At 71.9% G+C, this 26980-nt stretch carries 24 protein-coding genes; 19 read left to right on the plus strand and 5 right to left on the minus strand.

The window, feature by feature from the left end:
* The first annotated feature begins 88 nt into the window (after positions 1 to 88).
* From DEJ05_RS11280 to DEJ05_RS11330, 11 genes are all read left to right on the plus strand, one after another.
* Entirely contained in the window at positions 89 to 1609 is a 1521-nt protein-coding gene (locus tag DEJ05_RS11280) for an ABC transporter ATP-binding protein (RefSeq protein WP_071406403.1), read from the plus strand.
* A 55-nt stretch (positions 1610 to 1664) separates the two neighbouring features.
* Positions 1665 to 3032: an ABC transporter permease gene (locus DEJ05_RS11285; protein WP_181440710.1), complete on the plus strand. Its 1368-nt coding sequence runs from the start codon at positions 1665 to 1667 to the stop codon at positions 3030 to 3032.
* The gene (locus tag DEJ05_RS11290) at positions 3029 to 4318 is read left to right on the plus strand and encodes an ABC transporter permease (protein ID WP_111110442.1); all 1290 of its coding nucleotides are present in this window, start codon (positions 3029 to 3031) and stop codon (positions 4316 to 4318) included. Before DEJ05_RS11285 ends, DEJ05_RS11290 begins: the two co-directional genes overlap by 4 nt.
* Before the next feature lie 19 nt (positions 4319 to 4337).
* On the plus strand, positions 4338 to 4820 hold the full coding sequence (locus DEJ05_RS11295; protein WP_111093353.1) for a cytidine deaminase: 483 nt from the start codon (positions 4338 to 4340) through the stop codon (positions 4818 to 4820).
* 5 nt (positions 4821 to 4825) lie between these two features.
* The gene (locus tag DEJ05_RS11300) at positions 4826 to 6124 is read left to right on the plus strand and encodes a thymidine phosphorylase (RefSeq protein WP_111088153.1); all 1299 of its coding nucleotides are present in this window, start codon (positions 4826 to 4828) and stop codon (positions 6122 to 6124) included.
* Between the two features lie 120 nt (positions 6125 to 6244).
* Complete coding sequence (locus DEJ05_RS11305) at positions 6245 to 7357, plus strand: adenosine deaminase (protein ID WP_111022313.1); 1113 nt, start codon at positions 6245 to 6247, stop codon at positions 7355 to 7357.
* 3 nt (positions 7358 to 7360) lie between these two features.
* Positions 7361 to 7807, plus strand: coding sequence for a PTS sugar transporter subunit IIA (locus DEJ05_RS11310; RefSeq protein WP_111029446.1), 447 nt, complete (start codon positions 7361 to 7363; stop codon positions 7805 to 7807).
* Positions 7804 to 8082, plus strand: coding sequence for a PTS sugar transporter subunit IIB (locus DEJ05_RS11315; protein WP_027466460.1), 279 nt, complete (start codon positions 7804 to 7806; stop codon positions 8080 to 8082). Before DEJ05_RS11310 ends, DEJ05_RS11315 begins: the two co-directional genes overlap by 4 nt.
* An 86-nt stretch (positions 8083 to 8168) precedes the next feature.
* On the plus strand, positions 8169 to 9011 hold the full coding sequence (locus tag DEJ05_RS11320; protein WP_111031934.1) for a purine-nucleoside phosphorylase: 843 nt from the start codon (positions 8169 to 8171) through the stop codon (positions 9009 to 9011).
* A complete protein-coding gene (locus DEJ05_RS11325) occupies positions 9008 to 10684 on the plus strand; it encodes a phospho-sugar mutase (RefSeq protein WP_111110443.1) in 1677 nt (558 codons plus the stop codon). Before DEJ05_RS11320 ends, DEJ05_RS11325 begins: the two co-directional genes overlap by 4 nt.
* A gap of 171 nt (positions 10685 to 10855) precedes the next feature.
* Positions 10856 to 11782: a hypothetical protein gene (locus tag DEJ05_RS11330; RefSeq protein ID WP_111046843.1), complete on the plus strand. Its 927-nt coding sequence runs from the start codon at positions 10856 to 10858 to the stop codon at positions 11780 to 11782.
* Between the two features lie 88 nt (positions 11783 to 11870).
* Here the strand turns inward: DEJ05_RS11330 and DEJ05_RS11335 are convergent, their stop codons facing one another.
* The gene (locus DEJ05_RS11335; RefSeq protein WP_111110444.1) at positions 11871 to 13655 is read right to left on the minus strand and encodes a biotin carboxylase N-terminal domain-containing protein; all 1785 of its coding nucleotides are present in this window, start codon (positions 13653 to 13655) and stop codon (positions 11871 to 11873) included.
* A 95-nt stretch (positions 13656 to 13750) separates the two neighbouring features.
* Complete coding sequence (locus DEJ05_RS11340) at positions 13751 to 14545, minus strand: nucleoside triphosphate pyrophosphatase (RefSeq protein WP_111110445.1); 795 nt, start codon at positions 14543 to 14545, stop codon at positions 13751 to 13753.
* Positions 14546 to 14559: 14 nt separating this feature from the next.
* Between DEJ05_RS11340 and DEJ05_RS11345 the strand changes: the two genes are divergently transcribed.
* From DEJ05_RS11345 to DEJ05_RS11360, 4 genes are all read left to right on the plus strand, one after another.
* On the plus strand, positions 14560 to 15819 hold the full coding sequence (locus DEJ05_RS11345; protein WP_111110446.1) for a class I SAM-dependent RNA methyltransferase: 1260 nt from the start codon (positions 14560 to 14562) through the stop codon (positions 15817 to 15819).
* 176 nt (positions 15820 to 15995) lie between these two features.
* On the plus strand, positions 15996 to 16715 hold the full coding sequence (locus DEJ05_RS11350; RefSeq protein ID WP_017888757.1) for a response regulator transcription factor: 720 nt from the start codon (positions 15996 to 15998) through the stop codon (positions 16713 to 16715).
* 5 nt (positions 16716 to 16720) lie between these two features.
* Positions 16721 to 17974, plus strand: coding sequence for a sensor histidine kinase (locus DEJ05_RS11355; RefSeq protein ID WP_071406412.1), 1254 nt, complete (start codon positions 16721 to 16723; stop codon positions 17972 to 17974).
* A complete protein-coding gene (locus tag DEJ05_RS11360; RefSeq protein WP_111110463.1) occupies positions 17971 to 19020 on the plus strand; it encodes a hypothetical protein in 1050 nt (349 codons plus the stop codon). The genes DEJ05_RS11355 and DEJ05_RS11360 overlap by 4 nt, the downstream gene beginning before the upstream one ends.
* Positions 19021 to 19677: 657 nt before the next feature.
* Here the strand turns inward: DEJ05_RS11360 and DEJ05_RS11365 are convergent.
* Both DEJ05_RS11365 and DEJ05_RS11370 read right to left on the minus strand, forming a co-directional pair.
* A complete protein-coding gene (locus DEJ05_RS11365) occupies positions 19678 to 19932 on the minus strand; it encodes an acyl-CoA carboxylase subunit epsilon (RefSeq protein WP_051596908.1) in 255 nt (84 codons plus the stop codon).
* On the minus strand, positions 19932 to 21527 hold the full coding sequence (locus tag DEJ05_RS11370) for an acyl-CoA carboxylase subunit beta (RefSeq protein ID WP_071406413.1): 1596 nt from the start codon (positions 21525 to 21527) through the stop codon (positions 19932 to 19934). Before DEJ05_RS11370 ends, DEJ05_RS11365 begins: the two co-directional genes overlap by 1 nt.
* Positions 21528 to 21601: 74 nt before the next feature.
* Between DEJ05_RS11370 and DEJ05_RS11375 the strand changes: the two genes are divergently transcribed.
* The 3 genes from DEJ05_RS11375 (at position 21602) to DEJ05_RS11385 (ending at position 24333) form a co-directional block, all read left to right on the plus strand.
* Complete coding sequence (locus DEJ05_RS11375) at positions 21602 to 22402, plus strand: biotin--[acetyl-CoA-carboxylase] ligase (RefSeq protein WP_111110447.1); 801 nt, start codon at positions 21602 to 21604, stop codon at positions 22400 to 22402.
* Positions 22403 to 22406: 4 nt separating this feature from the next.
* Positions 22407 to 22955, plus strand: coding sequence for a PH domain-containing protein (locus DEJ05_RS11380; RefSeq protein WP_071244247.1), 549 nt, complete (start codon positions 22407 to 22409; stop codon positions 22953 to 22955).
* Between the two features lie 70 nt (positions 22956 to 23025).
* Complete coding sequence (locus DEJ05_RS11385) at positions 23026 to 24333, plus strand: UDP-glucose/GDP-mannose dehydrogenase family protein (RefSeq protein WP_111110464.1); 1308 nt, start codon at positions 23026 to 23028, stop codon at positions 24331 to 24333.
* 71 nt (positions 24334 to 24404) lie between these two features.
* Here DEJ05_RS11385 and DEJ05_RS17870 read toward each other — a convergent pair whose 3' ends face one another.
* Positions 24405 to 25607 (minus strand): glycosyltransferase, encoded by a 1203-nt coding sequence (locus DEJ05_RS17870; RefSeq protein WP_146245082.1) that lies wholly within the window; start codon positions 25605 to 25607, stop codon positions 24405 to 24407.
* Between the two features lie 48 nt (positions 25608 to 25655).
* Between DEJ05_RS17870 and DEJ05_RS11390 the strand changes: the two genes are divergently transcribed.
* Entirely contained in the window at positions 25656 to 26879 is a 1224-nt protein-coding gene (locus tag DEJ05_RS11390; RefSeq protein ID WP_181433030.1) for a polysaccharide pyruvyl transferase family protein, read from the plus strand.
* Positions 26880 to 26980 lie beyond the last annotated feature (101 nt).

Here is a 26980-nt window from a genome sequence, read left to right on the forward strand (position 1 = left end):
GCGGCGCACACCACATCGTGCATCCGCGGGCTGCACGCGACACCGTGCGCCCGCGTGGCGCGCGCGAGACAGAAATAGACTCCCGAACATGAAGCTCGAACTCCGCGGCATCACCAAGCGGTTCGGCGCCCTGGTCGCCAACGACCACATCTCGCTCACCGTCGAGCCGGGTGAGGTCCACTGCCTCCTGGGTGAGAACGGCGCCGGCAAGTCCACCCTGATGAACGTCCTGTACGGCCTGTACGACGCCGACGAGGGCGAGATCCTGCTCGACGACGTGGTGCAGGACTTCGACGGCCCCGGTGACGCCATGCGCGCCGGCATCGGCATGGTGCACCAGCACTTCATGCTCGTGCCCGTGTTCACCGTCGCCGAGAACGTCATGCTGGGGCAGGAGCAGACCACCTTCGGCGGGCGGCTCGACCTGGCCGGTGCCCGGAAGCGCGTGCAGGAGATCTCCGATCGCTTCGGGTTCGACGTCGACCCCGACGCCAAGGTCGAGGACCTGCCCGTCGGTGTGCAGCAGCGCGTCGAGATCATCAAGGCGCTGTCCCGCGACGCCTCCGTGCTGGTGTTCGACGAGCCGACGGCCGTCCTCACCCCGCAGGAGACCGACGAGCTGATGGGCATCATGCGCCAGCTCCGCGAAGCCGGCACCGCGATCGTCTTCATCACCCACAAGCTCCGCGAGGTGCGCGAGGTCGCCGACCGCATCACGGTCATCCGCCTCGGCAAGGTCGTCGGCGAGGCATCGCCGACCGCCACGAACAACGAGCTGGCCGCGCTGATGGTCGGTCGTGCCGTCTCGCTCGTGGTCGACAAGGCTCCTGCGACCGGCGGCGCGGACGCCCTGGTCGTCGAGAACCTGACCGTGACCGACCCGTCCGGCATCGTGCTCGTCGACGACGTCTCCTTCACCGTGCGCCGCGGCGAGGTCCTGGCGATCGCCGGGGTGCAGGGCAACGGGCAGACCGAGCTCACCGAGGCGATCATCGGCCTCGAGCCCGCCCACGCCGGCCGCATCACCCTCGACGGCAAGGAACTCACCGGCCGGAGCGTCAAGCAGGTGCTCGACGCCGGCGTCGGCTTCGTCCCCGAGGACCGCAAGGAGGACGGCCTGGTCGGCGAGTTCACCATCGCCGAGAACCTGATGCTCGACCGGGCCGACCACGCCGAGTTCGTCCGCGCCGGCACGATCCGCTCGGCCGAGCGCGACGCCTTCGCCGACGAGAAGATCGCCGAGTTCGACATCCGGACGCCGGGTCGCACCACCGCGGCCGGTCGGCTCTCCGGTGGCAACCAGCAGAAGATCGTCCTGGCGCGCGAACTGAGCCGTGAGCTGCGGCTGTTCGTCGCCGCGCAGCCCACCCGCGGCATCGACGTCGGCTCGATCGAGTTCGTCCACAAGCGCATCGTCGCCACCCGGGACACCGGTGTGCCGGTCATCGTCGTCTCCACCGAGCTCGACGAGGTCGTGGCCCTGGCCGACCGGATCGCCGTGATGTACCGCGGCGGCATCGTCGGCATCGTCCCCGCGACCACCCCCCGTGACGTCCTCGGCCTCATGATGGCCGGGGAGATCCCCGAAGGAACGGAGCTGGCCGCATGACCGGTTCGGCCGGCGAGATCCACGCCACACCCACGACCGGAACGGAGCTGGCCGCGTGACCGCGCAGGAACCAGACAACACGCAGCAGCCGACCCCGGCTGCGCACGGCACCGCGGACGCCCCGCTCACCGACGACCGTCTGCAGGAGGTCGAGTCGACCCCGCACCTGATGACGGACTCGGCAGAGGACACCGAGCGCCGCAACGGCGCCGGTGGCGACCGCTGGCACGCCGCCCTGCAGGGGATCCTGAACGGCTCCGTGCTCGTCACGGTGCTCGCCGTCGTCCTCGCGCTGGTCGCGTGCGGCATCCTCATCGCGGTGACGGACGAGAACGTCCGGGCCACAGCCGGCTACTTCTTCGCCCGCCCGACGGACATGCTCCAGGCGGTCGGCACCGCGGTCGGTGGCGCGTACGCCTCGCTGTTCCAGGGCTCGGTGTTCAACTTCGGCGCGGACTCCTTCCAGCAGGCGATCGGGCCGCTCACGCGCTCCGTCGACTACTCGGTGCCGCTCATCGCCGCCGGGCTCGGGATCGCGCTGTCCTTCCGCGCCGGACTGTTCAACATCGGCGGCCAGGGCCAGATCCTGATGGGCGCCGCTGCCGCCGGGTGGGTCGGGTTCTCGTTCGACGGGCCCGCCGCGATCCACATCCCGCTCACGATCCTCGCCGGCATCGTCGGCGGCGCGGTCTGGGGCGGCATCGTCGGGGTGCTCAAGGCCCGGACGGGTGCGAACGAGGTGGTCGTCACGATCATGCTCAACTACGTCGCGCTCTACCTGGTCAGCTACCTGCTCCGCACCCCGGGCCTGCTGCAGGCCCCGGGCAGCAGCAACCCGATCTCGCCCGCCACGAAGGACAGCGCGCTCCTGCCGCAGCTCTTCGGTGTGCGGTACGGCGTGGACCTCGGGTTCATCGTCGCGATCATCGCGGTCGTCGTCGTCTGGTGGCTCGTCAACAAGTCGTCGCTCGGCTTCCGGTTCCGCACCATCGGTGAGAACCCCCGTGCCGCCCGCGTGGCCGGCATGAGCGTCCCGGCGCTGACCATCTGGGTGATGCTGATCTCCGGTGCCCTGGTCGGCATCGCCGGCGCCTACCAGGTGCAGGGTGCCGTCACGTCGGGCTTCACCTCGGGCATCGACGCCGGTATCGGCTTCGACGCCATCACCGTGGCCCTGCTCGGCCGCTCCAAGCCGTGGGGCGTCTTCTGGGCGGCCATCCTGTTCGGCGTGCTGAAGAACGGTGGCTACGCCATGCAGGCCGCCAACGGCATCCCGATCGACATCGTCGGGGTCATCCAGGCCCTCATCGTCCTCTTCATCGCGGCGCCGCCGCTCGTCCGCGCGATCTTCCGGATCCCGCAGCCGGGTGCACGCAAGCGCACGAAGACGAGCAAGACCAGCAAGAAGGCGGTCGCCGCATGAGCACCATCAGCCCCACCGCGGCCCCCGCGTCGCCGCTCGCGGACCGTCCGGTCGAGACCACCAGGAGCTGGAAGCTCCCGATCGGGTACGGCGTGTTCACGCTCATCGCGATCGTGCTGTTCGGCCTGCTGCCGCGCTCCGGCACCACCACGTTCCGCCTCGCGAACGCCGGTGACTTCTTCGCGCTGCCGAACGTCCCGCTGCCCGCGCTCGGGACGGGCATCGTCGTCATCGCCCTGCTCGCGATCCTGACCGTGTACGCGTTCATCGAGACGCGGGCACTCCGCCGGGTCCCGCTGTGGGTCACGTCGGTGTTCGCGGTCGTCTTCGTCATCGGGTTCCTGACCTGGGCCGCGGCCGGTTCGTCCCTGCCGATCCCCGGCCTGCTGCTCGGCGCGCTGAGCCTGAGCGTCCCGCTCGTGTTCGGTGCCCTCGGCGGCGTCATCTCCGAGCGGGTCGGCGTGGTGAACATCGCGATCGAGGGCCAGTTCCTCGCCGGTGCGTTCAGCTCCGCGATGGTCGCGTCGATCACCGGTTCGCCCTGGGTCGGCCTCGTCGCCGCACTCGTCGCCGGCATGCTCGTGTCGTTCGTCCTCGCGGCGTTCAGCATCAAGTACCTGGTCGACCAGGTCATCGTCGGTGTCGTCATCAACGCGTTCATCTCCGGCCTGACCGGCTTCCTGTACTCGCAGGTGCTCTCCCCGAACGAGGAGACCCTGAACATCGGCATCCGGTTCCCGAAGGTCGAGATCCCGCTGCTGCACCAGATCCCGGTCATCGGTCCGGTGTTCTTCGAGCAGACGGTCGTCGTCTACCTGGCCTACATCGCCGTGGCGGTCGTCACCTTCGGCCTGTTCAAGACCCGCTGGGGCCTGCGCCTCCGCGCGGTCGGCGAGCACCCGCAGGCCGCCGACACGGTGGGCATCAACGTCACGAGCACCCGGTTCTGGAACGTCTCCCTCGCCGGCGCGATCGCCGGTCTCGGTGGGGCGTACTTCACCCTCGACGCGGTCGGGCCGTTCACGAAGGACATGACCGCGGGCGCCGGCTACATCGCGCTGGCCGCCGTCATCTTCGGCCGGTGGGACCCCATCAAGGCGACGCTCGCGGCGCTGCTGTTCGGCTTCGCGTCGAACCTGCAGAACACGCTCGGAGCGATCGACTCACCCGTGCCCAGCGAGTTCCTGCTGATGCTGCCGTACGTGGTGACGATCTTCGCCGTGGCCGGCCTGGTCGGGCAGTCGCGCGGCCCCGCCGCGTCCGGCAAGCCCTACATCAAGAGCTGACGGCCTGGAGGCACGACACATGACCGACGCACACGCCGCAGGTGACCAGGCGGTCACCGCCACCGACCCGGCGGACGCCGCCACGGGCCTCCCGGTCGACGACGTGGACTGGGGCGCCCTGCGGGACGCCGCCACGGCCGCGATGCGGCGCGCCTACGCGCCGTACTCGTCGTTCCCGGTGGGCGCCGCGGCGCTCACCGACGACGGCCGGATCGTCTCCGGCTGCAACATCGAGAACGCGAGCTACGGGGTGACGCTCTGCGCGGAGTGCTCCCTCGTGTCGCAGCTGCACATGACCGGCGGCGGCAAGCTCGTCGCGTTCACGTGCGTCGACGGCGACGGGGCGACCCTGATGCCGTGCGGCCGCTGCCGCCAGCTGCTGTTCGAGCACTCGACCGAGGGCATGCTCCTCGAGACGCTCTCCGGCATCCGCACCATCGACGAGGTCCTGCCGGACGCCTTCGGGCCGCGGACCCTCGCCACCTACCAGCAGGAGCACTGATCCACATGGCCGTCGAGCCGTTCGACACCGTCGACCTCATCCGTACGAAGCGCTCCGGCGGGGCCCTCAGCACCGCCGAGGTGGACTGGCTCGTCGACGCGTACACCCGCGGCTACGTCGAGGACCCGCAGATGGCCGCGATGGCGATGGCGATCTTCCTGAACGGGATGGAGCGGCGTGAGATCAAGGACCTCACGCTCGCGATGATCGCGTCGGGGGAGCGGATGTCGTTCTCGTCGCTCGGCAAGACGACCGTGGACAAGCACTCCACCGGTGGCGTCGGCGACAAGATCACTCTGCCGCTCGCACCCCTGGTGGCGTCGTTCGGCGTCGCTGTGCCGCAGCTGTCCGGTCGCGGACTCGGGCACACCGGCGGCACGCTCGACAAGCTCGAGTCGATTCCCGGGTGGCAGGCGTCCATCTCGAACGACCGCATGATGCAGGTGCTGCAGGACGTCGGCGCGGTCATCTGCGCCGCCGGGTCCGGCCTGGCTCCCGCGGACAAGAAGCTCTACGCGCTCCGCGACATCACCGGCACGGTCGAGTGCATCCCGCTCATCGCGTCGAGCATCATGTCGAAGAAGATCGCCGAGGGCACCGGGGCGCTCGTGCTCGACGTCAAGTTCGGGTCCGGCGCGTTCATGCCGACGTACGAGGCGTCCCGGGAGCTCGCGCAGACCATGGTCGACCTCGGCAACGACGCCGGGGTCGCGACCTCGGCGCTGCTGACCGACATGGAGGTCCCGCTCGGGCTGACGATCGGCAACGCGCTCGAGGTGCGGGAGTCGGTCGAGGTGCTCGCCGGCGGCGGCCCCGCCGACGTCGTCGAGCTGACGGTTGCGCTCGCGACCGAGATGCTCACCCTGGCGGGACTGCCCGACGCCGACCCGGCCGCGGCGCTCGCGGACGGCCGCGCCATGGACACCTGGCGTCGGATGATCGAGGCGCAGGGCGGGGACCCGTCCGCCGCGTTGCCCGTGGCCCGCGAACAGCACGTCGTCACCGCTCCGACGTCGGGGGTCCTCACGCAGCAGGACGCGCTGCCGTTCGGCGTCTCGGCCTGGCGGCTCGGGGCCGGTCGTGCCCGCGCGCAGGACCCGGTGCAGGCCGGTGCGGGCATCGAGCTCCACGTCAAGCCGGGGGACACCGTGACCGAGGGCCAGCCGCTCTGGACGCTGCACTCCGACGACGCGTCGCGGATCCCGCGTGCGCTGGAGTCGCTCGAGGGCGCGTGGACCATCGGCCCGGAGGGCTCCGCTGCTGCGGCACGCGGGCCGATCGTGCGCGAGCGCATCGGGTCCTGAACCGGGCCACCCGACCGACCGGAGGCTCCCTGCACACCTGTGGGGAGCCTCCAGTGTCTTCCGTCGTGGGTTGTGCACAGGTGCCTGCGCGGCGGCGGTGACCACCGATAGCCTGGGGGCATGAGCGCCGACGCCCCGACCTACCGCCTGCCCGACGCCGGGGCGGTCATCAACGACCTGCCGAAGGTCTCGCTGCACGACCACCTCGACGGCGGCCTGCGTCCCGCGACCATCATCGAGCTCGCGGCCTCGGCGGGTGTGTCGCTCCCCACCACCGACCCGGCCGAGCTGGGGCAGTGGTTCGCCGACCAGTCGAACTCCGGCTCCCTGGTCGAGTACCTGAAGACGTTCGACGTCACCACGTCGGTGATGCAGACCGCACCGCAGCTCACCCGGATCGCCCGCGAGTTCGTCGAGGACCTGGTCGCCGACGGCGTCGTCTACGGCGAGGTCCGCTGGGCGCCGGAGCAGCACCTGCAGGGCGGACTGACCCTCGACCAGACGGTGGAGGCCGTGCAGGCCGGCATCGAGGAAGCCGTCGACGCCGCCGGTGGGCGCATCCGCGTCGGCCAGCTCGTCACCGCGATGCGGCACGCCGACCGGTCGCTCGAGATCGCGGAGCTCGCCGTCCGGCACCGTGACGCCGGGGTCGTCGGCTTCGACATCGCCGGTGCCGAAGCCGGGTTCCCCGCCTCGAACCACCGCGCCGCCTTCGACTACCTGGCCTCCGAACTGTTCCCCGTCACCGTGCACGCTGGCGAGGCCGACGGGCTCGCGTCCATCCGGTCCGCCCTGGTCGACGGCCGGGCGCTCCGCCTCGGGCACGGCGTCCGCATCTTCGAGGACGTCGCCCTGTCCGACGCCGGGGACGGCTCGACGCTGGCCTCCCTGGGCGAGGTCGCCTCGTGGGTCCGTGACCGCGAGATCCCGCTCGAGGTCTCGCCGTCGTCCAACCTGCAGACCGGGGCGATCGCCGCGTGGGGCGACGACCTCGCCGACCACCCGTTCGACGTGCTCTACCAGCTCGGCTTCCGCGTCACGGTGAACACCGACAACCGCCTGATGAGCGGGACCTCGCTGTCGAAGGAGCTCGCACTGCTCGCCGGCACGTTCGGGTACGACCTCGACGACCTGGCGGCGTTCCAGATCAACGCCGCGCTCGGGTCGTTCCTGCCCCTCGAGGACCGCGAGGAGATCATCGCCACCATCACGGCCGGGTACCAGGAGGCCTGACGCATGGGACTGCCACCGCTGCCGGACACCGCCGTCCTCCTCGGTGCGGACGCGCCCGCGTGGCGTGACGCGATGCGCCTGGTCGGCGGTGCGCTCGTCGCCTCGGGCGCCACCACCGACGAGTACACCGACGCCATGATCGGCATGGTCGAGGAGCACGGGCCGTACATCGTCATCTCGCCGGGGCTCGCGTTCGCGCACGCCCGGCCGGGTGGCGCCGTCGTGCGGGACGGACTCGCGATCGTGACGCTCGCGACGCCGGTGGCGTTCGGCCACCCGCACAACGACCCCGTCCGTGTGGTGCTCGGGCTCGCGGTGGCCGAGGTCGGCACCCACCTGGAGTCGATCGGCGAGATCGCGAACCTGTTCAACGACGCCACCGTGACCGGACGGATCGCGGCGGCGACCACGGCGGACGAGGTCCGCGCGATCATGGGGGTCTCCGCGTGAAGATCGTGACCATCTGCGGCGCCGGCATCGGGTCGAGCGGCATCCTCAAGGTGAACGCCGAGAAGGCGCTCGACGCCCTCGGGCTGTCGGCGTCGGTCGTCGCGGCGGACGTCGCGTCCGTGCGGGACGTCTCCGACGACGCCAACGTGATCCTGACGAGTCAGGAGTTCGTCGAGGCGATCGGCGACACCTACGCCGAGGTCATCGTCATCGCGAACCACTTCGACCAGGGCGAGATCACGGCGGCGGTGGACCGGGCGCTCGGCGAGCACTGAGGCGGGTGCGGTGGCGGCCGCTGCGGCGGCTGCGGCGGCTGCTGCGGCGGGCGCTGCGGCGGGCGTCCGCCCTTTAGAGTTGGGGCATGAGCACCGAGAACCCGCTGAACGACCCCGCTGCCGACCCGTTCGAGGTCGCGCGGGCCGCCGCCGCCGTCATCGCCGAACAGTCCGGCATCGAGCGGCACGACATCGCCCTGACCCTCGGGTCGGGCTGGGGCAAGGCCGCCGACATCATCGGTGAGACCGTGTCCGAGATCCCGGCCGAGCAGGTCCCCGGGTTCAGCGCCTCGGCCGTCCCCGGCCACTCCGGCACGATCCGGTCGATCCGCCTCGCCGACGGCCGCCACGCGCTCGTCATCGGTGCCCGCACCCACTACTACGAGGGCCACGGGGTCCGTCGGGTCGTGCACAGCGTCCGCACCGCGGCGGCGACCGGTGCTTCGATCATGGTGCTGACCAACGGCGCCGGCGGCATCAAGGAGCACTGGACCCCGGGCACCCCGGTGCTCATCAGCGACCACATCAACCTGACCGCGGACAGCCCGCTCGAGGGCGCGACGTTCATCGACCTGACCGACCTGTACTCGGCGCGGCTGCGCGAGCTGGCCCGGACGGTCGACCCGTCGCTCGACGAGGGCGTGTACACGCAGTTCCGCGGCCCGCACTACGAGACCCCGGCCGAGGTCCAGATGGCGAAGACCATCGGCGGGCACATCGTGGGCATGTCGACCGCGCTCGAGGCCATCGCGGCCCGTCAGGCCGGCATGGAGGTCCTCGGGTTCTCGCTCATCACGAACCTCGCCGCGGGCATCCAGAAGACCCCGTTGTCGCACACCGAGGTGCTCGAGGCCGGCAAGCAGGCCGAGCCGGTGATCGCCGACCTGCTCGCACGCGTGGTCGCCGCACTCGGGCAGCCGGCGTCGTGAAGCTCGACCTCGACCAGGTGCTCGGCACCGCGCGGGCGTGGCTGGCGCAGGACCCCGACCCGGAGACCCGTGACGAGCTGGCCGCGGCGATCGACGCGGCGGCCGACGGTGACGGTCCCGCTGTCCGGGCGCTCGCCGAGCGGTTCGACGGCCGGCTGCAGTTCGGCACCGCCGGACTCCGCGCGGAGCTCGGCTGGGGCCCGCTGCGCATGAACCGGGTCGTCGTGACCCAGGCCGCTGCGGGGCTCGCACGGTTCCTCATCGGCACCGGGCGCTCGCGCAGCGTCGTGATCGGGTACGACGGCCGGGTGAACTCGGACGTCTTCGCACGTAACTCGGCCGAGGTCATGCGCGGCCTCGGGCTCGAGGTCACCCTGCTGCCCTCGGCCCTGCCGACGCCGGTGCTCGCGTTCGCCGTCCGGCACCTGGACGTCGGTGCTGGCGTCATGGTCACCGCGAGCCACAACCCGCCGCGGGACAACGGGTACAAGGTCTACCTCGGTCAGGACGACGACGGCTCGCAGATCGTGCCGCCCGTCGACGGTGAGATCGCGGCCGCCATCGACGCCGTGGCCGCGGGCTCCGTCACCGACCTGCCGCGCGGCACGGACTACACCGTCGCGACGTCGGCCCTGGTCGACGCCTACGTGGCCGCCACGGCCGCGATCGTGCCCGCTCCGGCACGCGGGGTCGAGGAGCAGCCGAAGGTCGTCTACACGGCCATGCACGGCGTCGGGTGGGAGACCGCTCGCGCGGTGTTCGCCGCGGCCGGGTTCGCCGAGCCGGCGGTCGTGCCGGAGCAGATCGATCCGGACGGTGCGTTCCCGACGGTGTCGTTCCCGAACCCCGAGGAGCCGGGTGCGATGGACCTGGCGATCGCCCGTGGTCTCGCCGTCGGCGCCGACCTGGTGATCGCGAACGACCCCGACGCCGACCGGCTCGCGCTCGCGATCCCGACGGCCACGGACGCCGGTGCGCCGTCGTACCGCCGGCTGTCAGGCAACGAGGTCGGCTGGTTGCTCGGGTGGCGGGCCGCTGCACGGGCATCCGAGTCCGGCGCGACCGGGACCCTCGCCGCGTCGATCGTCTCGTCGCCGGCGTTGGCCCGGGTGGCTGCGCGCCACGGGCTGGAGTACCGCGACACCCTGACTGGCTTCAAGTGGGTCTCGCGGGTGCCCGAGCTGCTGTTCGGCTACGAAGAGGCCCTGGGCTACCTGGTCGACCCGTCGGTCGTCCGCGACAAGGACGGCATCTCGGCTGCGCTCGAACTGCTGTCCCTCGCCGACGAGCTCGCCGCATCGGGCTCGACCATCGCCGACCACCTCGAGGCCTTCGCCGCCGAGTTCGGTGCGTTCGCGTCAGGCCAGGTGGCGACCCGCGTCGACGACCTGTCGCGCATCGGCGAGATCATGGCGTCGCTGCGGTCCACGCCGCCGTCGACGCTCGGCGGGCTCGACGTGCACACGGTGACGGACTACGCCGACGGGGTGGCGGGTTTCCCGCCCTCGGACATCCTGCGCTACGACCTGTCCGGCGACGCCCGGGTGATCGTCCGCCCGAGCGGGACCGAGCCCAAGGTGAAGGTCTACATCGACACCGTCGCGGACACTCCCGCCGAGGCCCAGCGCCTGGTCGACGCCCTCGCCGAGTCGGTGCGCCCCTTGGTGTCGTAGGGCGCGGTCCGCAAAACACCGGTGTTCGCGCTCTGAACACCCGCACAACGGGGTGCAGAGCGCGAACACCGGTGTTTTGCTGTTCCTCCACAGGGGGTGGGGGAGCGAGGGCTCCTCACAAGGAGCGTGTTGCCGTCGTGTGGGCCGCGCGGGAGCCGTGACCGTTGGGCCATGGCTCACATCACGGTGTTCGGCGCGGCTCCGGGCGATCCCGATCCGAGAGCGCACCGACGGCTGGCGGATGCCGCTCGCCGCGGGACCCTCATCCGCCTGACGGCGGGTCGGTACGTCGAACGTGGCGCGTTCGAAGCAGCGAGCGCAGCGGAGCGCCATCGAGCACGGGTCGAAGCGGTCGCGCCGAACATCCACACGGCGCTCGTGATCTCCCACGAGTCGGCTGTGGCGATGCTCGGACTCCCGTGGCTCGGGGAGTTCCCCGAGCACGTCGTCGCCACCGATCCGCGTCGAGCCACCGGGCAACGTCGCGCACACCTGCAGAAGGTCGGAGGGGCGGGTCGCACCATCGCCTGTGCGAGCGTCGGCGGCCTGCCCGTCACGACCCTCGTGGTCACCGGGGTCGACGTCGCGCTCCGAGCATCGTTCCGCACGGCGGTGGTCGTGTTGGACGCGGTGCTGGCCCGAGGAGTGTCGCAGGACGCGCTGCTCGCCGAACTGCGCAGCCGGGAGCCGCGTCCGCGCGCGTCCACCCGCGCGCGACGGGCGATCGAGTTCGCGGACGCGGCTGCCGACTCGCCGGGTGAGTCAGTGGCGCGGCTGTGCTGGGCAGAAGCGGGGTTCCCGGCGCCGGTGCTGCAGCAGGAGTTCCGTGATGCGGCAGGCCTGATCGGCCGGGTGGACTTCTGGTTCGAGGACGCCGGCGTCGTGGTGGAGTTCGACGGGCTGGTCAAGTACCGCGACCGGACGACGCGCGCTGGTCGCTCGCCCGAGCGCGTCGTCATCGACGAGAAGCTCCGGGAGGACCGGCTCCGCGCCCACCGCCACGTCCGGAGGGTCGTCCGCGTGACGTGGCCGGACGTGCAGCCGGGCGGCAACGGCCCCGTGGCACTCGAGGCGGCCGGAGTGCGCCGTGTTCGATGAAGCAAAACACCGGTGTTCACGAGTCGAGCCGCGGGTTGCGCGTGTTCAACCGGCGAACACCGGTGTTTTGCGAGACGGAACCCCCGCGCTACGCGAGCTCGAGCAGCACGTGACCGGACGAGACCGTCTGGCCGACCGGGGCGTTCAGCCCGGTGACGACGCCGTCCTTGTGTGCTTGCACGGGCTGCTCCATCTTCATGGCCTCGAGCACGACGAGCAGGTCGCCCTTCACCACGGAGTCGCCCTCGGCGACCGCGAGCTTCACCACGGTGGCCTGCATCGGCGACGCGACGGACGACCCGGACTTCGCCAGGCCCCCGCGGACGGCCGACGAGCGGCGCTTCGGGGGAGCGGTGGGGCCGGCCGGACGACGACCGGCGACGCCGCCGGCAGCACCGCCACCGACGATCGACGGCATGGTGACCTCGATGCGCTTGCCCTGCACCTCGACCACGACGCTGTCGCGCGCAGCCGGCGCCGGCAGTTCCTCGGGGGAACCGCTCCACGCCGGGATGTCGTTCACGAAGTCGGTCTCGATCCACTGCGTGTAGATGCTGAACGGCTCGTCGTCGGCCGTCGCGAACGCCGGGTCGGACACCACGGCACGGTGGAAGGGGAGCACGGTCGGCAGGCCCGTGACCTCGAACTCGGCGAGTGCACGACGCGAACGCTCCAGCGCCTCGGCACGGGTGGCGCCGGTGACGATCAGCTTCGCGAGCATCGAGTCGAACGAGCCGGACACGACGTCGCCGGAGACGACACCCGAGTCGACACGGACGCCGGGGCCGGACGGTGCGTTGAAGGCGTGCACGGGGCCGGGCGCGGGGAAGAAGTTGCGACCCGGGTCCTCGCCGTTGATGCGGAACTCGAACGAGTGTCCCCGCGGCGTGGGGTCCGAGTAGTCGAGCACGCCACCCTCGGCGATGCGGAACTGCTCGCGCACCAGGTCGATGCCGGTGACCTCTTCGGACACGCAGTGCTCGACCTGCAGGCGGGTGTTCACCTCGAGGAACGACACCGTGCCGTCGGCGCCGATGAGGAACTCGCAAGTGCCGGCACCGACGTAGCCGACCTCGCGCAGGATCGCCTTCGACGACTCGTACAGTGCGGTCTGCTGCTCGGACGTCAGGTAGGGCGCCGGGGCTTCCTCGACGAGCTTCTGGTGGCGTCGCTGCAGCGAGCAGTCGCGGGTGGAGACCACGACGACGTTGCCGTGCTCGTCCGCCAGGCACTGGGTCTCGACGTGGCGCGGCTTGTCCAGGTACTTCTCGACGAAGCACTCGCCCCGACCGAACGCGGCGATCGCCTCACGCGTGGCGGACTCGAAGAGCTCCTCGACCGAGGCACGGTCGCGGACGACCTTGAGACCACGACCGCCACCGCCGAACGCCGCCTTGATCGCGACGGGCAGACCGACCTGGTCGACGAAGTCGAAGACCTCGGAGACGTCCTGCACGGGCTCGATGGTGCCGGGGGCGAGCGGTGCGCCGACCTTCTCGGCGACGTGGCGCGCAGAGACCTTGTCGCCGAGGCGTTCGATCGACTCCGGCGACGGGCCGATCCAGACGAGCCCGGCGTCGATGACGGCGCGGGCGAAGTCGGCGTTCTCGGCGAGGAACCCGTAGCCCGGGTGCACGGCGTCCGCGCCGGAGCGGCGGGCGACCGAGATGATCTTGTCGATGACGAGGTACGTGTCGGCGCTCGTGGTGCCGTTCAGCGCGTAGGCCTCGTCGGCGAGGCGGGCGTGCAGGGCATCGCGGTCCTGGTCGGCGTACACCGCGACCGATGCCTTGCCCGCGTCGCGGGCCGCGCGGATGATGCGGACGGCGATCTCGCCGCGGTTCGCGATGAGGACCTTGCTGATACGGGGCATGACACAGCAGCGTATTCGTGCGGCGGGAGTGCGTTTTGACTGGCACCCACAAAGAACCACCCGGAACAGGTGTGGATGTCTACAGTGCGCCGCGTCTAATGCGCCCACAGGTCGTGCCAGGCGATGCCGAAGCCCCGGAGCAGCATCGACCGCAGCACCGGCAGCGACATCCCGATCACGGCGGACGGTGCGCCGTCGATCCGCGTGATGTACGCCGCGGCCCGACCGTCGATGGTGAACGCGCCGGCCACCTCGAGCGGCTCGCCCGTCGCGACGTACGCGTCGATCTCGTCGACGGACACGTCGTCGGCGAAGGTCAGCACCGCGCTGTCGACCGCGACCACGCGGTCGCCGGCGGCGGCCAGCGCCGACCCGCCGGGCGCGACGTCACCCAGCTGCGGGACACCGGCGGTGGACGTGACCAGGGACCGGACGGGAGGCACGGTGCGGGCCGGTGCCGCGCCTCCAGGCCGCCCCGTGGCCGGTTCCGGGTCCCGGTGCCGGTCGTCGCGTCGTCGATCGATCACGCAGTGCCCGCTCCACAGGGTCCCGCCGCCGGCGGCGAGCATCTGCCGCCAGCGCTCCCGGGCGACCGCCGGGTCGTGCGGCTTGCCGTACAGCTGTCCGTCGACCTCGAACGCGGAGTCGCCGCCGAACACCACTCCGTCGACCGGTGACCCGGCGACCGCGGAGTCGGCGACCGCGGACGCCTTCGCGACGGCGAGGAGCGAGACGAGCTCCGGACCGGTCAGGTCGCGGCCGAGGGATGCCGCTGCTGCGGCGCCGACGGCGTCCTCGTCGACCCCGGGGGACACGAGCACGGGTTCGATCCCGGACTGGGCGAGGAGTGCTCGGCGGGCGGGGGATGTACTCGCGAGGTACAGACGCATGGGACCATCTCACCATGGGTGAATCCGTCGGCACGCTGCTCGAACTCGACGTCACCGGGATCGCCCACGGCGGCATCTCGGTGGCACGGCACGAAGGACGGGTGGTCTTCGTCTCGGACGCGATCCCCGGGGAGCGCGTCGTCGCCCGGGTGACCGAGGACCGCAAGAAGTCGTTCTGGCGCGCCGACACGGTCAGCGTCATCACGCCGAGCGAGCACCGCGTCGACCACGTCTGGCCCGAGGCCGCGCTCGAGCGTGACCCCGAGACGCGCCCGGGTGGCGCCGAGTTCGGGCACATCGCCCTCGCACACCAGCGCACGCTCAAGCACGACGTCCTCGTCGACTCGTTCGCGCGGTTCGCACGGATGGACCTCGCCGAGGTGCTCGGCCACGACGTCGTCGTCGAGGCCGCGCCCGGCGACGACGCGGCGAACGGCCTCGGCTGGCGCACCCGCGTCCGGCTGCACGTCGACGAGCAGGGCACCGCCGGCCCGTTCGCGGCCCGCTCCCACTCCGTCATCCCGGTGACCGGCCTGCCGCTCGCGACCGCTGTCGTGCAGCAGAGCGCCCCGCTCGGCCGTGGTGCACTGCCGGGGTCCTCGGTCATCGACGTCCTCGCACCGAGCGGCTCCGAGGGCGCGCGGCTCGTCATCGACGACCAGAAGCCCACCGTGGTGACCGAGGTCGTGGGGGAGCGCACGTTCCAGGTCGACGACAACGGGTTCTGGCAGGTGCACCGTGCCGCGGCGACCGTGCTCACCGAGGCCGTGCAGGACCTGGTCGACCGCGACCGACTCGACCCCGAGGGCACCCACCTGGACCTGTACGGCGGTGTCGGCCTGCTCGCCGCCGCCCTCGGTGACCTGGTCGGCCCGAAGGCACGCATCACGAGCGTCGAGAGCGCCGCCCGTGCCACCGAGCACGCGCAGGAGAACCTGTCGGAGTGGCTCGGCGCCCGCGCCGAGACCGGCCGCGTCGACCGCTGGCTGACGAACACCGTGGCGAACGCCTCGCGCGCCGAGAAGGACCGCTTCCGCGCCGGCACGATCGTGCTCGACCCGCCCCGCGCCGGTGCCGGTCGTGACGTGGTCGTGCAGATCGCCGCGCTCCAGCCGGAGCATGTCGTCTACGTGGCGTGCGACCCGGTGGCACTGGCCCGCGACGTCGCGACGTTCGCCGACCTCGGCTACCGGCTCGAAGCACTGCGGGCCTTCGACCTGTTCCCGCACACGCACCACCTGGAAGCCGTCGCACGCCTGGTCCCCACGCGCTGAGGTCCGGGGGTCGCTCGACCGCGGGTCCTTGCGTGTCGGGGTGTCCACCAATCGGCGGACCGGCCAGCGTGGCGCAGCGGAGAAGCCCCGCACCTGAGTCCGGGCTGGGTATCCTGGGTCGTTGATGGCACTCCGGTTTCAGGGGCCGGCGTCGCGCATCGGAACGAGAGGCCACTGTGGCAGCAGGAACGACAACCACCAGCACCGAGACGTCAGGGGCGGCCACCAGGCCGGTCCGGGTCGCGATCGTCGACGACCACGAGTCCGTCCGACTCGGGATCCAGGCGGCGTGCCAGAACGAGGGGTTCGAGGTGGTGCTCACCGCCGCCAGCGTCCCCGAGTACGTCCAGAACCTCGACGGGCGAGAGGTCGACGTCGTCGTCCTCGACCTGTCCCTCGGTGACGGTTCGACCGTGACCGAGAACGTCAAGGGCGTGCAGGGGACGGGATCGGCGGTGCTCGTGCACTCCATCGCGGACCGTGTCGCCAACGTACGTGAGGCGCTCGCAGCAGGGGCTGCCGGCGTCATCCCGAAGTCCTCGGCCACCAAGACGGTGATGGCCGCGGTCGCCACCGTCGCACGCGGTGACGTGCTCAACAACCTCGAGTGGGCGAGCGCCATCGACGCCGACCGCGACTTCGCGAAGGCGCAGCTCGGCCGCCGCGAGCGCGAGATCCTGCACCTCTACGCCTCGGGTCTCCCGCTCAAGCTCGCCGCCCAGCAGCTCGGCATCGGCTACTCGACGGCTCGTGAGTACCTCGACCGGATCCGTGTGAAGTACGTCGAGGTCGGTCGCCCGGCCCCGACGAAGGTCGACCTGCTGCGTCGAGCCGTCGAGGACGGGATCCTCCCCGGGCTCGACTCGGGCATCGACCCCGACGGCGACGGTCGCTGACACGGATGGCGACCGCGGCTGAGTCGGCGCGGACGGTCGTCGAACCGGCGCCCTTCGGCGCCGATCCGGCGCGCAGCGTCCGCGCCTCGATCACGCAGGCGTCGGTCGAGCGCGCGTTCGCGATCCTCCTCGCGATGGCGGCGATCGGCCTCGGCATCGTCGACGCGCCCGCGGTCCTGCAGCAGCTGCCGTACCTCGACCCGTTCTGGGGCCCGACGCTGATGCTCGCCCTCGCGGCGTCGTTCGTGTTCATCGGGGTCTCGGCCTTCGTGCAGCGGGTCGCGCAGCTGGCGCAGATCGTCTGCGCGCTGCTGTTCCTCGTCGTGCTCGTGACGTGGACGGCGACCGTGCAGGAGCCCATCCCGTCGGCGCAGCAGCCGTGGCCGTGGTGGTTCTGCACGGTCGGCTGCACGGCGGCGGCGATGGGCTTCGCCACGTGGCGTGCGACGGTCTACACCGCGCTCGTGCCGGCGGTGTACGTCGTCATCCGGCTCAGCCCGCTCGGCGGCGACGTCGGGGTCCTCGCGGTCCTGCTCGACGGCGTGTACACGGCGCTGCTCAGCGGTGCGGTGCTCGTCATCGCCGTGGTGCTGCGGCGTGCGGCCACGTCGGTCGACACGGCGCAGTCCACGGCGGTGCGGCGGTACTCGCTCGCCATCCGGGAACACGCGACCGAGGTCGAGCGGGTCCAGGTGGACGCCATCGTGCACGACAGCGTGCTCACGACGCTGCTCTCCGCCGCACGGGCCGACACGCTCGAGGCCAAGACCCTCGCCGCGCGGATGGCCCGGAACGCGATCGACCACCTCGAGGCCGCCGCCACCGACGGTCCCGGTGACGTCGCGCCGGTCGCCCTCGGGGAACTCCGGGCACGCATCCGCGAGGGGGTCGGTGCGTTGCCCGCCCCGGTCCGCCTCGTCCCGACGCCGACCGGGTCCGTCCGCCTGCCCGCGTCGGTCGCCGACGCGCTGGCCTCGGCGGCGCTGCAGGCCGCGGTGAACAGCGTGCAGCACGCCGGCGACGCTGACGTCTCCCGCTGGGTCCGCGTCGAGCAGCAGGGGCAGGGGGTGCTCGTCGAGGTCGGTGACGAGGGCCGCGGGTTCGACGTCGCGGCCATCCCCGCCGAACGGCTCGGTGTCCGCCGCTCCATCGTGGAGCGGGTCGCGACCGTCGACGGTCGCGCCGAGGTGCACACCGCCCCGGGCGAGGGCACCCGCATCGTGCTGACGTGGTCGCCGGCCGCGAGGACGACCGCATGAGGGTCTCCCTGCCGGCGAGCATCGCCCTCGGACTCGCGTCGCTGTTCTCCCTCTACCACCTGGTCCTCGCCGCGGCCACGTTGCCGCGCGTCGACCAGGTCGCCCCGATCATCGCCTGCATGGTCCTGTACGCCGCGGCCACCGGCCTCGCACTGTTCGTCCCCGGCAGGGTGCTGCCGGTCTGGACGGCCTGCTTCTCCCTCGCCACCGCGATCGTGATGCCGGTGATCGCCGCCCCCGTCCTCGTCGATGGTCGTGGTCCGGGCTCCGCCACCTGGTGGATCGCGGCCATCGGCACGCTCATGGTGGTGCTCGTCGTGCGCGGTCGGGGCCCCTTCGCGTGGGCCGGCGTGCTGTTCCTGACCGTGTACACCGTCGCCTGGGCCGGCCTCGGCTCGCTCGGTGGGCTCGGCGTGGTCGGCAGCGTCGCCTGGGTCGCGATCGCCACCGTCTTCGCCGCCGCGATGAGCCGCGCCATCCGGAACACCCGTGAACTCGTCCTCGCCGAGCAGGAGACCGCCGACTGGCAGGCCGCGCAGGACGCCCACGTGTTCGAGCGGCAGTTCCGGCTGAGCCAGACCACCCGGATGGCCCTGCCGATGCTGCAGCGCATCATCGACTGCTGCGGCGACCTCGACGACGCCGACCGCGCCGAGTGCCTGCACCTCGAGCAGGCCATCCGTGACGAGATCCGGGGCCGGTCCCTGTTGTCCGACGACGTCCGCGACGAGGTGATGCGCCTGCGTCGCCGCGGAGCGACCGTCCAGCTGCACGACGACGGCGGGCTCGACGACCTGGACGCCCCGGACATCCGCCGCATCCACGCCCGCGTCGCCGAGGCGCTCCGGCAGGCCCGCGATGCCGACAACGTCATCGTGCGGACGGTCGGCGAGGGCTCCGACTCCGCGGTGACCGTCGTCGGACTCCGCCTCGACGGCGCTGCCAGCGAGTCCGCGGCGCTCGGAGCCGGGATGGACGACGACGACGGGGACGAGGACGACTCCGTCGCACTCTGGCTGGAGATCCCGCGGCACGAGCCCGCGTAGCGCGCGCTGAGCACGGCACGCCAGCGGGACGCGCGCGCGTGTCGCGACGATGCACCACGTGATCGACGCGTGGATCGTCGCGAACGTGGTGCGGACGGCGCAGCGGACGCGCGTGGAGCGCCGGGCGTGCGGGCGGCGGTGGACGCGATGGGGGACAGCCGGGAGGCCCGTGGCGGCCCCGCCACGGGCCTCCCGGCCGTCACGTGGGTGCGCCGGGCTGGCGCGCGCACGGAAGCGACCATGTCGCTGTCGTACGACGTCGACGGTGTCGTTCCGGATCGGCCTCGCCAGCCGCCTCGCCAGCCGCACCGACGCCCGCCCGCACCCGCGACAGACCCCCGGAAACGGGGAACGGGCCGGTCGGATACCGACCGGCCCGTTCACGACCCGAGGCTGAGCGACAACCCGAATGTCGCCCTGCCTCGCAGCGGGCGGTGGCTTCGTACCCTAGTCGGCCACCGTCCTGCGATGTCTTTCGTTGAAGGACACCGAACACCAACTACTATGCCCACGCACGAGCCGCATGTCAGTCGTCATTATGGGGGACAATTCCGGCATTTCCGGTCCGTATCCGCTGAACGTGTCCCCCGAGTGAGGGGATACCGACCGGGAAGTGCGCCCTGCAACCGTTCCGGTAGCCAGCGCACCAGGGGTACATCAGCGGAGCGATCGGCCCCAGGCGCCCGGTCCGTGATCGAGCGGGCGGCGGAGTCCGCGGGCCGCGGCGTCCCACCCGGTGCGGGGCTCGACGACCACGGCGGCGCGCCCGGCGGCAGCGGCCTCGTCGGCCTGGCGCTGCAGGACGGCCACGACGGCGGCGAGTTCCTCGGGGGTGGGGTCGCCGGAGACCACCCGGACGTCCGCCACTGAAGCGGGCTCGTCCGAGGGCACGGCTGCTGCGTGGCGACCCATCAGAGGGGGATGTTCCCGTGCTTCTTCGGGGGCAGCGTGGCGCGCTTGCCCCGCAGCGACCGGAGGGCCTTGATGACCGACACGCGCGTGGCGTGCGGCTGGATGATGCCGTCGAGCTCACCGCGCTCGGCCGCCAGGTACGGCGACGCGACGTTGTACGTGTACTCGTTCGCGAGCTTCGTGCGGACCGCGGCGACGTCCTCGCCGGACTCCTCGGCGCGCTTGATCTCGGCGCGGTACAGGATGTTGACGGCACCCTGACCGCCCATGACGGCGATCTCGGCGGTCGGCCACGCCAGGTTGATGTCGGCACCGAGCTGCTTGGAACCCATGACGATGTACGCGCCGCCGTAGGCCTTGCGGGTGATGACGGTGACGAGCGGGACGGTGGCCTCGGCGTAGGCGTACAGCAGCTTCGCGCCGCGGCGGATGACGCCGGTCCACTCCTGGTCGGTGCCGGGCAGGTAGCCGGGCACGTCCACCAGGGTCAGGATCGGGATGCCGAACGCGTCGCAGAACCGCACGAAGCGGGCGGCCTTCTCGCCGGCGTCGATGTTCAGCGTGCCGGCCATCGCCTGCGGCTGGTTCGCGATGATGCCGACCGTGCGGCCCTCGACCCGGCCGAAGCCGATCAGGATGTTCGGCGCGAAGAGCGGCTGGACCTCGAGGAACTCACCGTCGTCGACGATGTGCTCGATGATCGTGGTGACGTCGTACGGCTGGTTCGTCGAGTCCGGGATCACGAGGTCGAGCTCGTGGTCGGCGTCGGTGGTCTCGAGCTCCGGGGCGACGTCGTAGGCCGGCGGGTCGGACAGGTTGTTGTCCGGCAGGAACCCGATGAGCGAGCGCGCGTAGTCGAGCGCGTCGGTCTCGTCCTCGGCCAGGTAGTGGGCCACGCCGGAGACCGCGTTGTGCGTCTGGGCGCCGCCGAGCTCCTCGAAGCCGACGTCCTCGCCCGTGACGGTCTTGATGACGTCGGGGCCGGTGACGAACATGTGGCTGGTCTTGTCGACCATGATGACGAAGTCGGTGAGGGCGGGGGAGTACACCGCACCGCCGGCCGCCGGACCCATCACGATCGAAAGCTGCGGGATGACGCCCGAGGCCTGGGTGTTCAGGCGGAAGATCTCGCCGTACTTGCCGAGCGCGACGACGCCTTCCTGGATGCGGGCGCCGCCGGAGTCGAGGATGCCGATGATCGGCACGCCCGTCTTCAGCGCGTGCTGCATGACCTTGATGATCTTCTCGCCGGCGACCTCGCCGAGCGACCCGCCGAAGACCGTGAAGTCCTGCGCGTAGACGGCGACGTTGCGGCCGTGGATCGTGCCGACGCCGGTGACGACCGCGTCACCGTAGGGGCGCTTGGCGTCCATGCCGAACGACGTGGTGCGGTGCCGCACGAACTCGTCGAACTCCACGAAGGAGTTCTCGTCGAGCAGCTGCTCGATGCGTTCGCGCGCGGTGCCCTTGCCCTTCGCGTGCTGCTTGGCGATGGCGGATTCGCCCGCGGCGGTCACGGCCTCGTGGTACCGGTCGCGGAGGTCGGCCAGTCGGCCGGCCGTCGTCGACAGATCGGGGGTGTCTCCTGAAGTCACCCGCTCACCCTACCGGCGGGTGCCACGCTGCCGGTTGGAGGACCCCCACGGTTCCTGCCCGTACATTTGCGTGCATGTCCACATCCCCGTCGCCGTCGTTCCCCGCCACCAGCGAGGCTGTCCGGTCGGCGGGCGCGACGATCACCACTCCCGCCGAGACCGGGTCCACCAACGCGGACCTGCTCGCCGCCGCCCCCGCGCAGCAGCACGGCAGCGTCGTCGCGACCCTGCACCAGACCGCGGGTCGGGGCCGGCTGGACCGCACCTGGACCGCTCCGGCCGGTGAGACGCTGGCCGCCAGCGTGCTCGTCCGTGCGGACCTGGACGACCACGACCGCGGCTGGTTGCCGCTGGTCGCCGGGGCGGCGATGCGCGATGCGATCGCGTCGGTGCTCCCCGCCGGCGCGGACGTCGTCGTGAAGTGGCCGAACGACGTGCAGGTCGCCGGGGACAAGGTGTGCGGGATCCTCTGCCAGGTCGCCGCCGACGGCAGCGTCGTGGTCGGGGCCGGCGTGAACCTGACGATCCCGGCGGATCGGCTGCCCACCCCGACGTCCACCTCGCTCCTGCTCGCCGGCGCGGTCGACGACGCACCCGCCCTGGCCGACGCGGTCCTGTCCGCCTTCCTGCGGTCCGTCCTGGAGGCGGTGGCCGGCCTGGTCACCGGGGGTCCCGCCGCAGAGACGGTCCGGTCCCACGTCCGCGCCGCGTGCGGCACGATCGGTCGCCGCATCCGCCTCGAAATGCCGGACGGCACCGTCGAGGAGGCCGACGCGACCGGCATCGACGACGCCGGCCGCATCACGATCCGGGACCAGGCGGGCGGCACCAGGGGCGTCGCGGTGGGGGACGTCACCCACCTGCGGTATGCATGACGGCATGACCGCCGAGCCCCCGCCCGAACGTGTCGTCGCACGCCTGCGACCACACGCCCGTCGGCTGGTGCGCCCGGCGGTGTTCGTCGTGCTCGTCACCGCGGCCGGCGGGTTCGGCTTCGGCGTGTTCCAGGCACAGCTGGCGTGGCTGAACGCCGTCGTCGCGCTCGTCGTCGTGGTGCTCGTCGTGTTCGGCGGCGCCGTCCCGCTGTTCCGCTGGATGTCGGAGCGGTACGTCGTCACCACGCGTCGCCTGGTCGTGGTCAACGGACTCGGCACGCGGACCCGACGGGAGCTCCTGCACTCCCGCGGCTACGACGTGACCGTGCGGCGCCGCGGGCTGCAGGGGCTGTTCCGCTCCGGCGACGTGCTCGTGTTCCCCGGCGACGACCCCGCCGTCGTCCTCGCCGACGTGCCGCACGCCGACCTCGTCGTCGCCGTCCTGCACGACCTGGTGGAGGCCTACGAGGCCAGACGCCGGCACCGTGAGCCGGACTGGGACGAGATCGTCGGTGGTCCGGACCGTCCGCCGTGGGGCGACGTGCGGGCCTGACCCGGCCGCTGTGAGCGTCGTCGCGGGCGTCGTGATGAGACTTCGGCGAGAAACCGGTACCTTCTTCGACGTGCGTATCTCTGTGATCGGCTGCGGCTACCTCGGTGCCGTGCACGCCGCCTCCATGGCCAAACTCGGACACGAGGTCGTCGCCGTGGACGTCGACCCCACCAAGATCGAGCGGCTCGCCGCGGGCGAGGCCCCCTTCTTCGAGCCCGGCCTGCCCGAGATCCTGACCGAGGCCCTCGAGTCCGGTCGGATCCGCTTCACCACCGACATGGCCGAGGTCGCCGGTGCCCGCGTGCACTTCCTCGCCGTCGGCACCCCGCAGGGCCCCACCGGTGCCGCGGACCTGACCTACGTGAACGCCGCCGTCGCCGCGCTCACCCCGCACCTGTCCGCCGGCGAGTTCGTCGTCGGCAAGTCGACCGTTCCCGTCGGCACCGCCGCACGGCTGGCCGACGAGGTCAGCGAGGCCGTCCCCGGTGCCACGCTCGTCTGGAACCCCGAGTTCCTGCGTGAGGGCTTCGCCGTGCAGGACACCATCGCGCCGGACCGCTTCGTCTACGGCGTGCCGGAGGGCGAGGCCGGCGAGCAGGCCGTCGCCGCCCTCGACGAGGTCTACGCCGAGGCGCTGTCCACCGGCACGCCCCGACTCGTCGTCAACCTGCCCACCGCCGAGCTCGTGAAGATCAGCGCGAACGCGTTCCTCGCCACGAAGATCTCGTTCATCAACTCGATGGCCGAGATCGCCGAGGTCGCCGGTGCCGACGTGACGGCGCTCGCCGACGCGATCGGCCACGACGCCCGCATCGGCCGGAAGTTCCTGAACGCCGGCCTCGGCTTCGGTGGCGGGTGCCTGCCGAAGGACATCCGTGCGTTCCAGGCACGGGCCAACGAGCTGGGCGTCGGGGAGTCCCTGGCGTTCCTCGCCGACGTCGACGCCACGAACCTGCGCCGTCGCGCGCACGTCGTCGAGCTGGCGCAGGAGCTGCTCGGCGGGGTCGTCAGCGGCAAGCGCGTCGCGGTGCTCGGCCTTGCCTTCAAGCCGAACTCCGACGACGTCCGCGACTCGCCGGCCCTGGACATCGCAGCCCGCCTGCAGGAACTCGGCGCCGTCGTCTCGGCGTACGACCCCGAGGCCGTCGTCACCGCGCGCCGCGTCCACCCCGAGCTCGACTACGTCGAGAGCGCGGCCGAGGCGCTGGGCGGGGCGGAGCTCGTGCTCGTGCTCACCGAGTGGACCGAGTTCCGGGAGCTCGACGCGACCGCCGCCGCTGCACTCGTGGCGTCGCCCGTCGTCATCGACGGCCGCAACTGCCTCGACCGTGACGCGTGGACCGCCGCCGGCTTCACGTACCGCGGCATGGGGCGCTAGCCGCGACCGACCGGAGGCCCGGTGCCGGTCCGTGGGACCGGCACCGGGCCTCCGGTGTGTTCGCCGCGTCGTCAGCCGATGGCCGCGCGCAGCACCGCCCGGTAACGCTCGCCGATCCGTTCGGTGGAGAACTCCGCTGCCGAGACGACGGCCTGCTCCTGGTAGCGCGAGCGTGCTGCATCGTCGGTGAGCACGCGCTGCAGTGCTGCGCGGAGCGCCGGGACGTCGCCCGGGGCCACGAGCACGCCGGACACGTCGTCCTGCACGACGTCCCGGATGCCCGGCAGGTCGCTCGCCACGATCGCGGCTCCGACCGCCGCGGCCTCGAGCAGGGTGACCGGCAGGCCCTCCTGGTCGCCGTTCGCCGCGGGGATCGACGGCACCGCGACGACGGTGGCCGACGCGAGGGTCTCGAGCACCTCGGTGCGGCCCCGCTGGCCCAGGAACGTCACCGGCAGCCCCGCCGCCTGCTGCTCGAGCTGGGCGCGGTAGGGCCCGTCGCCGACGACGGTGAGCCGCCACGGCACGTCGTCGCCCAGGCCGCGGAGTGCCTCGATCAGGTTGCCGAAGCCCTTCTTCTCGACCAGACGACCGACCGCGACCACGTGGTGCTCCTGCGGCGCGACGCGGGCACGGGTGTCGCGGGCCGGGCCGAGGTCGACACCCATCGGGATCACGGTCGAGCGCGACTCGGGGACGCCCCACTCGGTCAGGCGCTCGCGCATCTCGGAGTTCACGGTGGTGACGTGCGCCGACCGTCCGAAGATCCAGCGCTTGAGCCGGACCAGGGGAGCCGCACGGAGCGCGTAGATGTCCCCGCCGTGGGTCGTGACGACGACGGGCACACCCGGGGCGGCCAGGGTCGCGACGAGGGCCTGCGGGATGGCCCAGTGCGCGTGGATGACGTCGGGCCTCGCGGAGCGCACCACGCGCCGCACGGCCAGGTACTGCGCCAGCACCAGGGCGGGCACCTGCACGATGCGGGAGCGCCGCTCCTTGAGGTTGTCGAGGATCGCGCCGTCGGCCAGGTCCTCGAAGCGACGCGGGAAGTACGGGTAGCGGCGCACCGCAACGTCGCCGATGCGCTCCTTCGCGGCACCACCCGGCACGCGGGGGGTGAGCACGAGGGTGTCGAACTCGGTGGCCTCCTGGTGGGCGAGGTCGAGCACGAAGGCCGGAACGCCGTCGTCCGGACGGGCCGGGAACGTCGAGCCCAGGACGAGCAGGCGGGGGCGGTCCTGGCGGGAGCGGGCGGAGCGAGTGGTGCGGGACATCGTGCCTTTCCGGGGCTGGCGGGGGACGGTCCGGTAGGCTCTCACCCCGTGCGCGTACTGATCCACAATAGCGATTCGCCCCACAACCGCGGGGACCGGGCGATCCTCGCCGGCAACGTCGAGCTCGTCCGTCGCCGGTGGCCGGACGCCGAGATCGTGTCCCTGTCGCAGTACCCCGAGCGGGACGCCGCGTGGTTCGGGATCCGGTTCCTGCCGGTCTCCCCGTACAGCACCGGCATCGGCGACCTGTTCGCGCTGCTCCGTGCCGCCCGCGGCGCCGACGTGGTGCTCTGGGGCGGCGGCGAGATCCTGAAGGACTACACGAACAAGCTCGGCCTCGTGTACTGGTTCGGCAAGATGCTGCTCGTCCGCGCGGTCAACAAGAACCTCGTCGGGGCGTTCCAGGGCATCGGCCCGACCACCGCCGGGGTCAGCAAGCGCCTGATCCGCGCCACCGTCGACCTCTGCAGCGCCTTCGCCGTCCGCGACGACGAGTCCCGCGAGAAACTCCTGTCCTGGGGCGTGAAGACGCCGATCGTGTCGTCCTTCGACCCCGCGGTCGTCGGCACGGTCACCCCGCCCGACGCGGACGTGCTCGAGCGGCTCGAGCGCACCACCGGCCTCACGGCGGAGCAGCTCGACGGCTCGATCGGCTTCGGCGTCCGTCGCTGGTTCCACTACAAGCGCAGCGGCTGGATCCCGTTCCGGTTCCTGCCGAAGCGCTTCCGCCAGACCGGTGTCGACAGCGACAAGCTCGTGACCTACCGGCAGGCCGTCGCCGACCTCGCCGACCGTGTGATCGACCGCTGGGACGCCGACGTGGTGTTCTACCCGATGCACATGGAGGCGTCCGAGGGCGACGCCGCCTTCGCCCGCGAGGTCATCGCGCTGATGCGGCACGCCGACCGCACCCACGTGGTCGAGGCCGACGAGTTCTCGCCGTCCGAGTACGCCGGGCTGATGTCGCGCAGCCGCCTGTTCCTGGCGAGCCGCCTGCACTCGGCGATCGTCGCGACCATCGCCGGGGTCCCCGCCGCGGTGCTCTACTACGTCGACAAGGGCCGGTTGTTCTTCGAGCAGATGGGCCAGCAGGCCTACTCGAAGCCGATCGAGGCGGCACTCGAGCCCACGTTCGTCGACGACGTCACGGCGCAGCTCGAGGCGCTCGACGCGGACCGCGACGCGGTCCGCGCGCAGCTCGCGCAGGGCGTGGCCCGCATGGCGACCGCCCTCGACGCCGACTTCGCTGAGGCGACGCGCGACGTCCGCTGACGCTGCGCGCTGACACGGCGGGCGCGAACGCGCGCCCGTGACGGACAGGAGGCCCGTGGCGACACCGCCACGGGCCTCCTGTCCGTTCGTGGTGGCCGAGC

This window comes from Curtobacterium sp. MCLR17_045, assembly GCF_003234405.1.
Taxonomy (GTDB): Bacteria; Actinomycetota; Actinomycetes; order Actinomycetales; family Microbacteriaceae; genus Curtobacterium; species Curtobacterium flaccumfaciens.

Coding starts and splice junctions, on each gene's coding strand:
- DEJ05_RS11280 (WP_071406403.1), top strand. CDS start 89: ATGAAGCTCGAACTCCGCGGCATCACCAAGCGGTTCGGCGCCCTGGTC.
- DEJ05_RS11290 (WP_111110442.1), top strand. CDS start 3,029: ATGAGCACCATCAGCCCCACCGCGGCCCCCGCGTCGCCGCTCGCGGAC.
- DEJ05_RS11295 (WP_111093353.1), top strand. CDS start 4,338: ATGACCGACGCACACGCCGCAGGTGACCAGGCGGTCACCGCCACCGAC.
- DEJ05_RS11300 (WP_111088153.1), top strand. CDS start 4,826: ATGGCCGTCGAGCCGTTCGACACCGTCGACCTCATCCGTACGAAGCGC.
- DEJ05_RS11305 (WP_111022313.1), top strand. CDS start 6,245: ATGAGCGCCGACGCCCCGACCTACCGCCTGCCCGACGCCGGGGCGGTC.
- DEJ05_RS11310 (WP_111029446.1), top strand. CDS start 7,361: ATGGGACTGCCACCGCTGCCGGACACCGCCGTCCTCCTCGGTGCGGAC.
- DEJ05_RS11320 (WP_111031934.1), top strand. CDS start 8,169: ATGAGCACCGAGAACCCGCTGAACGACCCCGCTGCCGACCCGTTCGAG.
- DEJ05_RS11330 (WP_111046843.1), top strand. CDS start 10,856: ATGGCTCACATCACGGTGTTCGGCGCGGCTCCGGGCGATCCCGATCCG.
- DEJ05_RS11335 (WP_111110444.1), bottom strand. CDS start 13,655: ATGCCCCGTATCAGCAAGGTCCTCATCGCGAACCGCGGCGAGATCGCC.
- DEJ05_RS11340 (WP_111110445.1), bottom strand. CDS start 14,545: ATGCGTCTGTACCTCGCGAGTACATCCCCCGCCCGCCGAGCACTCCTC.
- DEJ05_RS11345 (WP_111110446.1), top strand. CDS start 14,560: ATGGGTGAATCCGTCGGCACGCTGCTCGAACTCGACGTCACCGGGATC.
- DEJ05_RS11355 (WP_071406412.1), top strand. CDS start 16,721: ATGGCGACCGCGGCTGAGTCGGCGCGGACGGTCGTCGAACCGGCGCCC.
- DEJ05_RS11360 (WP_111110463.1), top strand. CDS start 17,971: ATGAGGGTCTCCCTGCCGGCGAGCATCGCCCTCGGACTCGCGTCGCTG.
- DEJ05_RS11365 (WP_051596908.1), bottom strand. CDS start 19,932: ATGGGTCGCCACGCAGCAGCCGTGCCCTCGGACGAGCCCGCTTCAGTG.
- DEJ05_RS11375 (WP_111110447.1), top strand. CDS start 21,602: ATGTCCACATCCCCGTCGCCGTCGTTCCCCGCCACCAGCGAGGCTGTC.
- DEJ05_RS11380 (WP_071244247.1), top strand. CDS start 22,407: ATGACCGCCGAGCCCCCGCCCGAACGTGTCGTCGCACGCCTGCGACCA.
- DEJ05_RS17870 (WP_146245082.1), bottom strand. CDS start 25,607: ATGTCCCGCACCACTCGCTCCGCCCGCTCCCGCCAGGACCGCCCCCGC.